This is a genomic window from Brachybacterium muris (genome assembly GCF_016907455.1).
Taxonomy (GTDB): Bacteria; Actinomycetota; Actinomycetes; order Actinomycetales; family Dermabacteraceae; genus Brachybacterium; species Brachybacterium muris.
On sequence record NZ_JAFBCB010000001.1, the window covers coordinates 84,923 to 98,846 of the forward strand.

At 71.4% G+C, this 13,924-nt stretch carries 9 protein-coding genes; 6 read left to right on the forward strand and 3 right to left on the reverse strand.

Going from position 1 to position 13,924, the window contains the following annotated elements; all coding sequences use genetic code 11:
- The first annotated feature begins 86 nt into the window (after positions 1-86).
- The 6 genes from JOD52_RS00420 to JOD52_RS00445 all read left to right on the forward strand — a co-directional run bounded on the left by JOD52_RS00420 (position 87) and on the right by JOD52_RS00445 (position 10,155).
- Positions 87-1,610 carry an MFS transporter gene (locus JOD52_RS00420; RefSeq protein WP_204408433.1) on the forward strand — a complete coding sequence of 508 codons (1,524 nt, stop codon included), beginning with the start codon at positions 87-89 and terminating at the stop codon, positions 1,608-1,610.
- Between the two features lie 448 nt (positions 1,611-2,058).
- Positions 2,059-2,946 carry a hypothetical protein gene (locus JOD52_RS00425; RefSeq protein WP_204408434.1) on the forward strand — a complete coding sequence of 296 codons (888 nt, stop codon included), beginning with the start codon at positions 2,059-2,061 and terminating at the stop codon, positions 2,944-2,946.
- A gap of 335 nt (positions 2,947-3,281) precedes the next feature.
- Entirely contained in the window at positions 3,282-4,397 is a 1,116-nt protein-coding gene (locus JOD52_RS00430) for a methylenetetrahydrofolate reductase (protein ID WP_017824849.1), read from the forward strand.
- Complete coding sequence (metE, locus tag JOD52_RS00435) at positions 4,394-6,835, forward strand: 5-methyltetrahydropteroyltriglutamate--homocysteine S-methyltransferase (protein WP_239551664.1); 2,442 nt, start codon at positions 4,394-4,396, stop codon at positions 6,833-6,835. The genes JOD52_RS00430 and metE overlap by 4 nt, the downstream gene beginning before the upstream one ends.
- Before the next feature lie 233 nt (positions 6,836-7,068).
- A complete protein-coding gene (locus JOD52_RS00440) occupies positions 7,069-8,706 on the forward strand; it encodes a hypothetical protein (RefSeq protein ID WP_204408435.1) in 1,638 nt (545 codons plus the stop codon).
- A 198-nt stretch (positions 8,707-8,904) separates the two neighbouring features.
- The gene (locus JOD52_RS00445; RefSeq protein ID WP_204408436.1) at positions 8,905-10,155 is read left to right on the forward strand and encodes an ATP-binding protein; all 1,251 of its coding nucleotides are present in this window, start codon (positions 8,905-8,907) and stop codon (positions 10,153-10,155) included.
- A gap of 26 nt (positions 10,156-10,181) precedes the next feature.
- On the opposite strand, the gene JOD52_RS00450 is transcribed toward JOD52_RS00445, so the two are convergent.
- From JOD52_RS00450 to JOD52_RS00460, 3 genes are all read right to left on the reverse strand, one after another.
- On the reverse strand, positions 10,182-11,819 hold the full coding sequence (locus JOD52_RS00450) for an MDR family MFS transporter (RefSeq protein WP_204408437.1): 1,638 nt from the start codon (positions 11,817-11,819) through the stop codon (positions 10,182-10,184).
- Positions 11,820-12,440: 621 nt separating this feature from the next.
- Complete coding sequence (locus JOD52_RS00455; protein ID WP_239551666.1) at positions 12,441-13,367, reverse strand: hypothetical protein; 927 nt, start codon at positions 13,365-13,367, stop codon at positions 12,441-12,443.
- Complete coding sequence (locus JOD52_RS00460) at positions 13,349-13,867, reverse strand: hypothetical protein (protein ID WP_239551668.1); 519 nt, start codon at positions 13,865-13,867, stop codon at positions 13,349-13,351. The genes JOD52_RS00455 and JOD52_RS00460 overlap by 19 nt, the downstream gene beginning before the upstream one ends.
- Positions 13,868-13,924: the final 57 nt, after the last annotated feature.

A 13,924-nucleotide genomic window follows, 5' to 3' on the forward strand; every position in this document is an offset into this window, starting at 1 on the left:
CCCCCTGCCTGTCGATCAGCTGGTCCGGCGCCCCACGCCGTCGACCGCCCCGCCCCGCCCCTGCACGTCCCACCCCGGAGGTCCCTGTGCTGCCCGCCCCCGCCCGCACCGCCACCACGCGCCACGACAGGCCGGGCGCGCGCTGGTGGGCGCTCGCGGTGCTGATGCTGCCGGTGCTGCTGGTGGCCGTGGACAACACCGTGCTCGCCTTCGCCCTGCCCGCCATCTCCGAGGCCCTCGCCCCCACCGGCCAGCAGCTGCTGTGGATCGTGGACGTGTACCCGCTGGTCCTCGCAGGGCTCCTGGTCCCGATGGGCAGCTTCGGTGACCGCATCGGCCGCCGGCGCATGCTGCTGATCGGTGGCACCGGCTTCACCGTGATCTCCGCGCTCGCCGCGTTCTCACCGGACGCCACCACCCTCATCGCCGCCCGCGCCCTGATGGGCTTCTTCGGCGCGATGCTGATGCCCGCCACCCTCTCCCTGATCCGCAACATCTTCACCGACGCCACCGAGCGCCGCACCGCTATCGCCATCTGGGCGGCCGGGTTCTCCGGCGGCGCGGCCCTGGGCCCCATCGTGGGCGGATTCCTGCTGGAGCACTTCGCCTGGGGCTCCGTGTTCCTGCTGGCCGTACCGGTGATGCTGCCGCTGCTGATCCTGGGCCCGATCCTGATCCCCGAGTCCAAGGACCCCGCCCCCGGCCCCGTGGACCCGGTCAGTGTGCTGTTGGCCCTTTCCACCATGACCCCGCTGGTGTATGCGATCAAGACCTTCGCCACTTCCGGCGCCACCCCCATGGCGATCACCGCCGCGACCGTGTCTGTCCTGTCAGGCATCGCCTTCGTTCGCCGACAGCTGCGCCGCCCCGAGCCGATGCTGGACGTCACCCTGTTCACCCGGCCCGTGTTCACCGGCGCCGTCTCCGCGAACCTGCTCAGCGTGTTCTCCCTGGTGGGCTTCCTGTACTTCATCTCCCAGCACCTGCAGCTGGTCTCGGGGCGCAGCCCCATGGAGGCCGGCCTGGTGCTGCTGCCCGGACTGCTGGTCACGATCATCGCCGGCCTCGCGGTGGTGCGCCTGGTGCGGCACGTCTCCCCGGCCACCATCGTCACCGGGGGCCTGCTGCTGAACGCGGTGGCCTTCACCATCGCCGCCGTCACCGGCTCCTGGGGCTCGGACCTGATGCTGCTGATCGCCTTCGCCCTGCTGGGCGCCGGCGTGGGCGGAGCCGAGACCATCAGCAACGACCTGATCCTCTCCGCGGTACCCGCCGAGAAGGCCGGCGCCGCCTCGGCCATCTCCGAGACCGCCTACGAGACCGGTGCCGTGCTGGGCACCGCCGTGCTGGGCAGTCTGCTGAACGCCGCCTACCGCAGCCGCGTACAGCTGCCCACCGGCCTCTCGCCTGCGCAGGAGGCCGCCGCCTCGGAGACCCTGGGCGGCGCGACGGCCGTGGCCGCGGGCCTGCCCGAGCAGATCGCCGGGCCGATGCTGGACAGCGCCCGCCACGCCTTCGACTCCGGCGTGGTGATCACCAGCGGCATTGGCGCAGCACTCATGGTGCTCGCCGCGATCATCGCCCGCCGTACCCTGCGCGGGGCGGCCTGAGCCGGTCGCCGGGGACCCCCCGGGGCGGGGATGAGGGCGCCTAGAAGCCGAGTAGTGACGTCCGTGGTGGGTCTGTCGCTGTTCGACGGACAAGCAGCACCGGTGAGTGGACGCTGGTGGCTGCTTCTGGGGCGTTTATCAGCCACTGCGGTCCACTCAACGGCAGATCGGCGGGGCGGGAGGCGGCGGGGTGGGAGACCGCGAGGCGGGGGACGGCGAGGTGGGCGTCGGCGGGGTGCGGGACGGAGGGGCGCGCTTCGGGGCGGTGGGAGCGAGGCACACAGCGTCGACCCGCTACGGGCCCGAAGCAGCTGAGTTCCTCTGAGTTCCTCCCCATCGCCACATCGTCCACAGAACGCAGTGAAGGCGAGGCGCGGAGAGAAAGCGCCTCGACACTCGACCTATGACAGCTGCGCATCAGCTCAACCCGCTGAGCCTCCCCGGTCCCGTGTTCACCTTCAGCGAGGCTCTCGAGGTGGGGATGACCCGTGGCAAGCTGCGAGGACCAGGATTCACCAAGCTCCGCCATGGCCTCTTCGCGACAGCTGACGCCGAGTACACCGATGTGGATATCGTCCGTGCGCTGTGCCGGCAGGACCCGCACGCTGTGGTGGTCGGGCCGACGGCTGCCCGGATGCTCGCGATCCCAGTACCCCGATCCTTGCAGGTGAGGCCGCTGCACCTGGCGACATCTCCGCAGCGTCGGCCCCGGCCTGATGCTCTGCTGCGATGGTCCCGACGCAGCTTCGCCCCCGCGGACATCATGCAGATCGACGGGGTGAGACTCACGACGAGGGTGCGCACGTGGGCAGACCTCGGGGAGCACCTCTCGGTATGGGGCCTCGTAGTTGCCGCCGATCACTTGGTGCGCATTCCACGACCGCGTATCGAGAGGCGCACAAAGGCGTACGCCACGGTCGAGATGCTCGCAAAGGCGGCAGACTCCTCGCTTCGCGCGGCCACGCGACTGCGCGAGGCTCTGCCTCTGGTCAGAGTCGGATCGGACTCCCCGATGGAGACGAGGTTGCGTCTGCACTGTCATGCTGCTGGGCTCCCGGAACCCGAGCTGAACCCGTCGCTCCTGGTGCCCGGCACTCACGTGCGGCATGAGCCCGACCTGCTGTGGAGGGATCACGGCGTGAGTGTCCAGTACGACAGCGCCGTCCACCGCACACCGGAGCAGCAGGTGAAGGACATCCGCCGCGCTGAGCGTGCGCGGCAGCTGGGCCTTCACGAAGTGATCATCACCCAGGCAGACATGCACGACGATGGACAGAGCGCGGTGGACCGCATCGGCGAAGCACTCCACGAGAGCACCCGGAAGCAGACGGGGTAGATCCAGTACGGGCCAGGCGCTCAGTCGAGATCCTCGACGCTGCTGGGCGCCGGTGCTCGACGGGCCAGCAGCACCGGTGAGTGGACCCTGGTGGCTGCGGAACGGGTCCAGAATAGCCACTGGCGTCCACTCACCAGGGTGTGTGAGTGGCATCTGGGGAGAGGCTGAGGGTGTGAGGAGCTAAGGGGCTAAGGGGCTAAGGCGCTGAGGCGCTGGGGCCCGAGTAGTGGCGCCCGCGTGAACCCGCGTGAATCCCCGAGGCGCCGCTGACGCGGGGGTTCACAGGCGCTCATCTTTCTTCCACCCGCCGCAGGTGCCGCCCTAGTTTCGCGGGCATGCCACCGATCAGCCTCGTCTCACCGCCCGCTACCGCCCCGCCGACCGGGCGCGCCGCCACCGCTCCGTCTGCGACCGGTACTCGCCCGGTCCGGCCCTCCCGTGATCCCGTCGGGCAGCGCTCGCCGTCGGCCGCCACACTCCCGGACCCCACGGAGCACCTGCCCGCCCCGTCCCCGCGCCGCCGCCCGGCGCTCAGCTACGAACTGTTCCCCGCCCGCACGGGCTCCTCCTTCGAGCGTCTCCAGCAGACCGTCGCGCAGTTGGAGCACACCGCCCCCGACTACGTCTCGGTCACCTCCCGCACCGGCTACCAGAACTTCGCCCGGGTGCTCGAGCTCACCGACCACGTGCTCGAGCACACCCGCCTGCGCCCCCTGGTGCACCTGACCAGCGTCGGGGCCCGCCGGGAGCACCTGGTCGCCGCCATCGAGGCCCTGCTGGACCGCGGCGTGCGCGGCATCCTCGCCCTACGCGGCGACGTGCCGGAGGGCCACGTGCCCGAGGACGACGAGTTCCCCTTCGCCCGCTACCTGGTGGAGCTGATCCGCGAGGTGGAGCGCGACCGCAGCGCCCTGCTGGCCGGCGGACGCCTCGCGATCGGCGTGGCCGCCTACCCGGTGCGCCACCCCGAATCACCCACCCGGCAGCACGACGTGGAGGTGCTGGTTTCCAAGGCCCGCTCCGGTGCCGACTTCGCGATCACCCAGGTGTTCTTCGACCCGGCCGACTACTGCGATCTCGTGACCCGGGCCCGCCGCGCGGGTGTGGAGATCCCGCTGGTGCCCGGGTTCATCCCCGCCACCGACCCCAAGCGCCTGCACCGCCTGGCCGAGCTGTCCGGTGTGCACGCACCCCGCGAGCTGCTGCACGCCCTGGAGTGTGCGGCCGACGACGCCGAACGCCGACGCATCGGCACCCGCTTCACCGTGGACCTGATCCGCGGGGTGCTCGACGCCGGAGCGCCCGGCCTGCACCTGTACACCTTCAACCGCCACGCCGAGGCCCTCGACGTGCTCGACGCCCTGGACCTGGACCGCTGGTCCACCGCCGGCACCCCCGATCCTGGCACCCCCGATCCCGCCGCCACCCCGCACCAAGGAGACCCCCGATGACCACCGCTCAGCCGAACGCACCCCAGCCCCCGACCACCGCCCTCGCTGCCCCGGGGCCGGACGACCACCGCACCCCGCTGCCTGCCGCCACCATCGTGGGCTACCCCCGCATCGGCCCCGAGCGCGAGCTGAAGAAGGCCGAGGAGGCCTACTGGGCAGGCCGCATCGACCGCGCCGAACTGGACCGCCGCACCACCGCCCTGCGCGCCGCGACCCGCGACCGCCTGGTGGGGCTGGGCCTGGACCAGCCCGCCGCGATCCCGGAGACCTTCTCCCTGTACGACCAGGTGCTCGACGCCGCCGTGACCGTGGGCGCGATCCCTTCCCGCTTCGCCGACGTGCTGGCCGAGACCGGCATCGTCGATGCCGACGGCTACTTCACCTTGGCCCGCGGTGACGCCGAGCGTCCGCCGCTGGAGATGACGAAGTGGTTCGACACCAACTACCACTACCTGGTGCCCGAGATCGGCCCAGGCACCGACCTCCATCTCGCCTCCACCCAGGTGATCGACCTGTTCACCGAGGCGCGCGAGGCCGGGGTGACCACCCGGCCGGTGCTCGTCGGCCCACTCACCCTGTTACTGCTGGCCAAGGCCGAGGACGACGCCCCCGAGGGCTTCACCCCCCTGGACCGCCTGGACGACGTGGTCACGGTGTACGCCGAGGTACTGCAGCGCCTCGCCGCAGCTGGCGCCCCGTGGGTGCAGCTGGACGAGCCGATCCTCGCCACCGACCTTGGCCTGACGGCCGACGAGCTGGCAGAGGCACTGCGCCGCTCCATCGGCCGCCTCGCCTCTGGCCCGGCCACCCAAAGCGGCCCCGCCGAGCCCGCCGCATCAGCCCTCGGCACCCCCGGTGCCCGCCCGCAGATCCTGGTGACCACCCCCTACGGCGGCATCGGCGACGCCCTGCCCGCGCTGCTGGCCACCGGTGTGGACGCTGTGCACCTGGATCTCACCCGCGGCGACCTGCCCACCACCGAGCAGCTCGCCGGCATTGGCCGCACCGCCCTGGTGGCGGGCCTGGTGGAGGGCCGCACCGTGTGGCGCACCGAGCTGCCCACCGCCGCCGCGCGACTCGATGCGCTGCGCGATCGGGTCCGCTCGGCCGGAGGTGACCCTGCGGCGGTCACCGCCGCCACCAGCGTGTCCCTGCAGCACGTGCCCCACAGCCTGGACCGCGAGACGGACCTGGACCCCGCCCTGCGCGCCACCCTCGCCTTCGCCGACGAGAAGGTGGCCGAGGTGGTGAGCCTCGCGGGCGGCGACGTGGCCCCCGGCGACGTGGATGGACCCCGGTCCGTGGTGCGCGACTTCCCCGGGGTGCGCGATCGGGCCGTGCGTGACCGCGTCGCGGCACTCGGCGCCGACGCCGGCCGGCGCGCCCCGTTCGCCGAGCGTCAGGCCGCGCAGGATGAGGCGCTGCACCTGCCGCTGCTGCCCACCACCACCATCGGCTCCTTCCCGCAGACCGCCGAGGTGCGCCGTGCCCGCGCCGATCACCGCGCCGGGCGCCTGGACGAGGCCGGGTACCGCGAGGCGATGCGCGCCGAGATCGACCGCGTGATCGCCCTGCAGGAGGAACTGGGCCTGGACGTACTGGTGCACGGCGAGGCCGAGCGCAACGACATGGTGCAGTACTTCGCCGAGCACCTCGACGGGTTCGTGGTCACCGAGCACGGCTGGGTGCAGTCCTACGGCTCCCGCTGCACCCGACCCTCGATCCTGTTCGGTGACGTGTCCCGCCCCGAGGCGATCACGGTGGCCTGGTCCCAGTACGCCCAGTCCCTCACCGACAAGCCCGTCAAGGGCATGCTCACCGGGCCCGTCACCATCCTGGCCTGGTCCTTCGTGCGCGATGACCAGCCGCTGGCCGACACCGCCACCCAGGTGGCCCTGGCCCTGCGCGACGAGATCGCCGACCTCGAGGCGGCGGGCATCGGCATCGTCCAGGTGGATGAACCGGCCCTGCGCGAGCTGCTGCCCCTGCGCCGCGCCGCGCAGGACGCCTACCTGCGCTGGTCGGTGGAATCGTTCCGCGTGGCCACCGCCGGTGCCACCGCCGCCACCCAGATCCACACCCATCTGTGCTACAGCGAGTTCAACGAGGTGATCGACGCGATCGACGGCCTGGACGCGGACGTGACCAGCATCGAGTCGGCCCGCTCCCGCGGTGAGGTGGTGGACGCGATCGACCCTGCGCGCTTCGAGCGGGGTATCGGCCCAGGCGTGTGGGACATCCACTCCCCGCGCGTTCCCGGCACCGAGGAGATCGTGGAGCTGCTGCGTCGCGCCGAGCAGCGCATCGGCGCGCGGCGCCTGTGGGCCAACCCCGACTGCGGCCTGAAGACCCGCGGCTACCAGGAGACCGAGGCCAGCCTGCGCCACCTGGTCGATGCCACCCGTCAGGTGCGCGAGGAGGTCGCCGCCCTGGTGTGACCGGGTAGCGGGGCACCCGGGTAAGGCCGGGTATCGGGCTGGCCCGGCGCTGCAGGGGTCGCCCCCGCCTGCCCGGCCCCGAAGCTGCGTGCGGATTCCTGGCATGTACCCGGCTGCATACCAGGAATCCGCACCGAGGTGTCGTGCTTCGGCCTGGTCGCGGATAGGCTCGTGACCAGGGAGTGCACGGGACGCGCCCCGCAGGTCGAGGCACGCGAGAGGTGCGCACACACATGTCTGACACGAACAGGCCGCACGACGGCAGCGGATATCCCGGCAACGGGTACCCCGGGTACGGCTCTGAGCAGGGGCATGACGGCGGGCCCGCCCCCTACGGCTCGCCCGCGCCCGCACCTGCGCCGTCGGCACCCTCGGCCGGACCTGCCCCCTACGGCTCGCCCGCGCCCGCACCTGCGCCGGCGCCGTCGGCCCCTTCGGCCGGGCCTGCCCCGTGGGCCTCGTCCGCAGGCCCCGGTCCTACCAGCCCCGGCCCGAGCACCCCCGGGGAGTCAGGCGCATCGGCCACACGGGAAGTCGGCACCGGGGCGGCACAGCTCGCACCCACCCTGCGCCGGCTCGGGATCGGCAACCCGCTGCCCACCTTCGCCGCCGGCGCCCTCGCGTACCTCGCGGCCCTCGGCGCCGCCATCGTGGTGATCATCTCGTTGGTGCTCGCGGTCGTCACCGCTGGACTCCCGGACGTGGGCGGCGGGGTGACGGATCCCCTTGGTGGACCTTCGACGCCCAGTGGAACGGGTGGCCCTGGCTTCCGAGGGATCCTGGGTGTGCTGGGCATCCCCTTCCAGCTGGTGGCGCTGGCCAGCTTCGGCTCGTACGACATCGACCTCGCCCTGGGCTTCCTCGGCAACATCTCGGCGAGCTGGCGCGGCATGCCCCTGCTGATCACCGTGGTGATGGCCGGCACCGCCTTCCTCGCCTCGCTCCTGGTGCAGCGCCGCTGGGGCAGCGGGAAATGGGGCAGCAATGGCCCGCTCGGCGCGTTCCTGTGGTCCGGGATCTCCGGCCTCGCGGTCGCGGTCTTCGCGGTGATCGTCACCCGCATCACCGCCTTCGGGGGTGGCGACGACGAACTGGGGGTGTCGGTGTCCATGCACACCGCCGGGTTCGACATGTTCCTGGGCACCTGGGCCCTGATCGGGATCCCCATCTTCCTGGGGCACCTGGCCGGGATGGAGAAGCCGCACTGGTGGCATCGGGTGGCCGACCTCGCCGCCGCACCGCGCCTCGCGCTCACCCACGCCCTCACCTTCGCGGTCCCCGTGGCCGTGGTGGCAGCGGTCGTTGTCGCGATCCAGCTGCTCGCCGACGGGGACGGCCGCCTCATCCTGCCCATGTTCCTGCTGCTGCCCGCCTGGGGCCTGAACGCTCTCGCGGTGCTGCCCGGGCTGGGCATGCTCGTGGTGCCGCTGAACGTCACCATGCGCGGTGACCTCCCCGACGTGGGCGTCGAGCGCATGAACGAGATGCAGTGGCTGTTCAACTACCCCTGGTACGCGTGGATCCCGACGGCGCTGTTCGCGCTGGCGGTGCTGGTGCTGATCCCGCTGCTGTGGAACCGCGGCCGCCACATCGAGAAGGGCGACGTGCTGGCCCAGATCGTCTCCTGGCTGGCACTGCCGTGCACCTACTTCGTGGGCTCGCTGGTGCTGATGGCCCTGGTGTGGACCCGGGTCAACGTAGAGATGGGCGGATGGGGCAGCACCACCATGGCCGTGGGCTACGGCCTGGCAGCCTGGATGCCGCTGGTGGCGTTCATCATCGGGGCGATCGTGGAGGTGCTGGCCCGCTTCGGCGCCCCGTTCGTGGACCGCTTCGTCCCCGGGGTGCTGGTGAACTGGTTCCGCCGCTAGGAGCGCAAGCGCCGCGAGGCGGGAGCGGACCCTGCTCTCGGAAGCGGCGCGACGGCTCCCGGCGGGGCCTCGTCGACTGCCGGTGGCGCGACGGCCCCCAGCGACGGCGCGCAGGCGACCGCCTGACCGCACCGTGCCGATCCGGAAGAATAACAATCCATAACAGGGCGTAGCGCGGCCGATGGGTAGGCTGGCGGAATGGACCGCAACCCATTCACGCCCGGCTTCGGCCTGACCCCTCCTGTGCTGGCCATGCAGGGCACCCCGGTGGAGGACTTCGCCGAGGCGCTGGAGGGCACCCGCCCCGCCGGGCACCGCTCCGTGCTGATCTCCGGCGCCCGCGGGGTGGGGAAGACGGTGCTGCTGTCCCAGTTCCACGACGTGGCCGAGGAGGTGGGCTGGGAGGTCATCGCCCTGCACACCTCCTCCGATTCACTGGCCGATGAGCTGCGCGGACGGGCCGTGCACGCCCTGCGCGACCTCGATCCCGAGGCGCGCGACTCCCGGGTCACCTCCGGCTCCATCTCCGCGCTGGGCGCCGGCGCGAGCCTGGGCCGCGAGATCAGCGACCGCTACGAGGGGGAGGACGTGCCGCTGGCGGTGCTGCTGGACCGCCTGGCGGCCCTGGCGTCCCTGCGCGGCGGAGGACTGCTGGTGCTGCTGGACGAGGTCCAGTCGGCCGATCCCGATCAGGTGCACGTGATCACCCAGCACATGCAGGACCTCGCCCAGCGCGGCCATGCCGCCGGTTTCGTGGCAGCCGGGGTACGCGCCGGGGTGGACGAGCTGCTGGCGAACCCCAAGACCACCTTCCTGCGCCGCGCCCACCAGGTGGAGATCGGCAGCGTGGACGTGGGCACCGCCGCGCAGGTCATCATGACCACCGTCGCCGACACCGACAAGCACATCACCCCCGAGGCTGCCGTCCGGGCCGGCGAGATCTCCCAGGGGTACCCGTACCTGATCCAGGTGGTGGGGGCTGAGGCCTGGCAGCGCAGCGGCACGAGCGGGACCATCGAGATCGAGGACGTGGAGGGGGCGCGCGAGTTCGCGATCGACGCGATGGTGCACAACGTGCACGGCCCGGCCCTGCGTGACATCAACGGCCGCAAGGACGAGTACCTGCTGGCGATGCTCGAGGACGACGGCCCCTCTGCCGTGATGGACGTGGCCCGACGCATGGGCATCGACCAGAACAACCAGAACGTGTACCGCTCCCGCTTGATCGCCGACGAGATGATCCGCCCCGCCGGCCGAGGTCATGTGGAGCTGGCGATGCCGTACCTGCGCGAGGCCCTGATCCGCCGGCGCGACGGTGGCCGTTCGGCCCTCGCGCACGGCCCTGCCCGGGTGGCCCGCCCCGTCAGGGCCAGCCGCCCCGTGCAGGGCGACCGCCCAGCATCGGGCAGCCGTCCCGGCAGGCGGAGCGAGCGGGGCTCAGGCCGCTGAGTCCGGCTCGGGCGGCTGAGTCCGGCTCAGGCGGCTGAGTCCGGGTTCCGACGGATGAACACGCTGATCACGATGGTGATCACGCCCAGTCCCGCGGAGGCCAGGAACGCCAGCGAGGTTCCCTGGGCAATGCCCTCGAGCTCCGTGCCGCCGTCGGCCGCGACACCCGCAGCGACCCGGCTCATCAGCGCGACCATCACCGCGGCGCCGGTGGCACCGGCCACCTGCTGAACGGTGCCCACGATCGCCGAGCCGTGCCCGTACAGCGGCTTGGGCAGGGAGCCGAGCGCCGTGGTGAACAGCGGCGTGAACACCAGCGCCAGACCCACCGACATCGTCAGGTGACCGGCCACGATCAGCGCGGGCGTGGAGTCCAGACCCACGCGGGAGAGCACGAACACGCCGGCCACCACCAGCACCAGGCCCGGGGTGAGCAGGGGGCGCGGGCCGACACGGTCGAAGAGTCGGCCCACGAAGGGGGCCGCCAGGCCCATCACCAGGCCACCCGGCAGCATCATCAGGCCCACGGTGAGGGTGGACAGTTCCAGCACCCTCTGCAGGAAGATCGGCAGCAGCACCACGGTGCCGAACATCGCGGCCATCATCACCATCATCAGCACCACCGCGACGGTGAAGTTGCGGTGGGCGAAGGTGCGCAGGTCCAGCAGGGCGCGGTCGCGCTTCTGCAGGGACAGCTGGCGAAGAACGAAGGCGGTCAGCGCCAGCACCCCGATCGCCAGGCACACCACGGAGGTCACCGGCAGACCGAGCAGGGTGGCGTCGGCTGCGGGGTCGACGGCCTGGCCCGCACCGCCGGCGTCGGTCGCGCCGTGCCCGCCGCCGCCGATGCCGGTGAGGCCGTACACCAGGGTGCCGAAGCCGATCGCGGAGAGCATCACCGAGAGCGGGTCGGCGGGGGAGTCGGTGGTCTCGTTGACGTTCTCGATGCGGCGCAGGCCCAGGATCAGCGCACCCACGGCGATCGGGGCCACCAGCACGAACAGCATCCGCCAGGGGGCGAAGGCGAGGATCAGCCCGGAGATGGTGGGGCCCAGTGCGGGCGCCACGGAGATGACGATGGAGATGTTGCCCATCACCCGGCCGCGCCGGTTCGCGGGCACCAGGTTCATCACCGTGGTCATCAGCAGCGGCATCATGATCGCGGTGCCGGTGGCCTGCACGATGCGGCCGGCCAGCAGCGGCACGAAGCTGGGCGCGAGTGCACAGATCACGGTGCCCACGGTGAACGCGGTCATCGCGGCGGTGAACACCTGGCGGGTGGAGAAGCGGCCCATCAGGTAGCCGGTGATCGGGATGACCACGGCCATGGTGAGCATGAACCCGGTGGTCAGCCACTGCGCGGTGGTCTCCACGATGCCCAGGTCGTCCATGATCGGCGGAAGCGCCACCGACAGGATCGTCTCGTTGAGGATCACCACGAACGCCGAGACCAGCAGCAGCATGATCACCGAACGGTCGCGGGCCGACATCGCCTCCGGGGCCGCGTGCTGCGGGTGCGCGCCCTCGGCCGACGACCGGGACTCACCGGTCGCGGAGGCGTCGCTGGTCACGGCGGGGGAGGCGTCGCTGGTCACGGCGGGGGAGGCGGCGGCGTGGGCAGAGTTGGAGGCCGGCTCCGGGCCGGTGGAAGAGGAGGTGCGCACCGGGGAAGTCTAGGGACCTATGGCCCCGGTGAGCCAGGGAGATTGAGGGAGGAGTGCGTCACCGCACCCGGGTGCTGTCCCGGGTCCTCCGCAGCGCCCCCTCCGCGGTCATTCCCCCTACCTGTTCGCGGTCACGTTCGCGGTCACGCTCCCTTCCCGGCGGGTGAGTGGACGCTGGTGGTTGAAGAACGCCTGTTTCGCAGCCACCAGTGTCCACTCATCGAGGCAGGGATGACGCGATGCGGCGTGCCATGGCAGAACTCGCGCTGACGTGGTGGGCCGCCCGAAGCCGACGGCCCGGTGGGGCTGTGGCGAAGACTGAGAGCGAGACGCATCTGAGAACCTAGAGGTGGTTCTGAAATGCGCGCCGTACTGCCCTATTGGGAAGCAGTCCCATGTCACCAGCGCGAGACGCACGAGGGAACCATTCGTGGTTCTGAGGTGCGTCCGGCCGTGAGTCCCGGGGAGACGTCCCGAAGGTGGGGGAGACGTTCGAAGGGAAGGGTAAAGGACCCCGGAGGGAACGGCCCCGGAGGGAAGGGAGAGGAGCCGTGGGGGAAGGGCGAAGAGCCGTAGGGGAAGGGCCCGGAGGGAAGGGGAGGTGCGGGGGGCGCGGCAGTGCTATGCGCGGCGCAGCCGGGCGGGCAGCTCACGCAGGCGCTCGATCGGCAGGAACGCCGCCCAGCAGATCACGGTGGGCAGGAAGTGGATGCCCAGCGCGATGAACGTGGTCAGGTGGAACAGCACGAACACCGCCACCGCTAGGTACAGCGCCTTGCCCTTCAGGAAAAGCACCACCGGCGAGAGGGTCTCCATCGCCAGCGCTGCCCACTGTGCCGGGACGAAGATCCACGGCACCTCGAGCGTCCACTGCACGAACGGGGATCCGCGTCGGATCACCGCCCACGCCAGGATCGCGCTGTTCGCCCAGGCGATGGGGGAGCCGGAGTAGATCCACTTGGTCAGCACGGACAGGAAGTAGGTCGCGACCACCGCCAGTTGGATGCAGCGCAGCGCCCAGCCTGCGGCCTCGCTCGGTGTGTCGTCGTGCCAGCCCCGGGAGGGGACGGTGGGCAGCACCCACACGGCGATCATCAGGGCCAGGTGGTCATGGGAGACGTACCCGTAGCCCTGGCTGTACAGCATCCAGATCGTGAACACCACGGCCACCACCGTGCCGGAGATGCGCGGGAAGCGGCCCGACACTCCCACCAGGCACGACACGACGATCACGGCCAGCAGCCCATAGGCGATCGGGGTGGTCACGGCGGGCAGGTGCAGGATCCGGGCCAGCAGCAGCGGCTCGTAGAAAACGGCGTTCGTGGCGTGGGAGGGCACGTCGTTGGCGATCAGAAACACGTCCACGATCACGAAGGCGTAGATGATCGTGCGCAGTGCCGTGATGCGGGAGGCGGGAAGTGCCGGGATCAGCAGGCTGAGTGCACGTTCCCCCATGGTGCGTTCCCCCATGGTGCGTTCCCCCATGGTGCGTTCCCCCATGGTGCGTTCCCCCACGGTGCGCTCGCCCGTCATGCGTCGGCCTCCCATCGCACGACCTCCACGAACTCGGGGTCGCCGTGCGGGGCGCCGTCCTTGAGGTGCGTGATCCGCTGGCACAGGACCACTGCGGTGAGAGCCGGCTCATCGGCATGGCGCCGGTCGTACTCCGCAGCCAGTGGTGCCAGGCGCTCCGGGTCCTCGCGGATCGTGCGCAGATGGTTCTCCACGTCGGCCCGCTGGATGCCCACCGAGTGATTCCCGAAGGGGATGTCGAACGGCTCGCCGTCGTCGCGCACGCCCTGCAGGCAGGTGTTGGTCACGTGGCCGTCAGGGTCGGTGCCCCGGGAGTACTGGTCCAGCGAGCCCAGGGGGAACAGGTCGTTGCTGCGCAGGAACTGTCCGGCCAGCAGCACGCCGATCGCGGCGAGGACCAGCAGGATCCGCCAGGCGCGTGATGCGGCGGGGAGGGTGCGCGGTGCGGCGCGGACGGTGCGAGGTGCTGCGGGAAGAGAGCGGTGGGCGCGGGGAGGGGTGCTGCGCTCACTCATTTCGCGAGCATAGCGCGAGGTGGTGGGCACGGGGTGGCGTGCTGCGCTGCCCTCTGT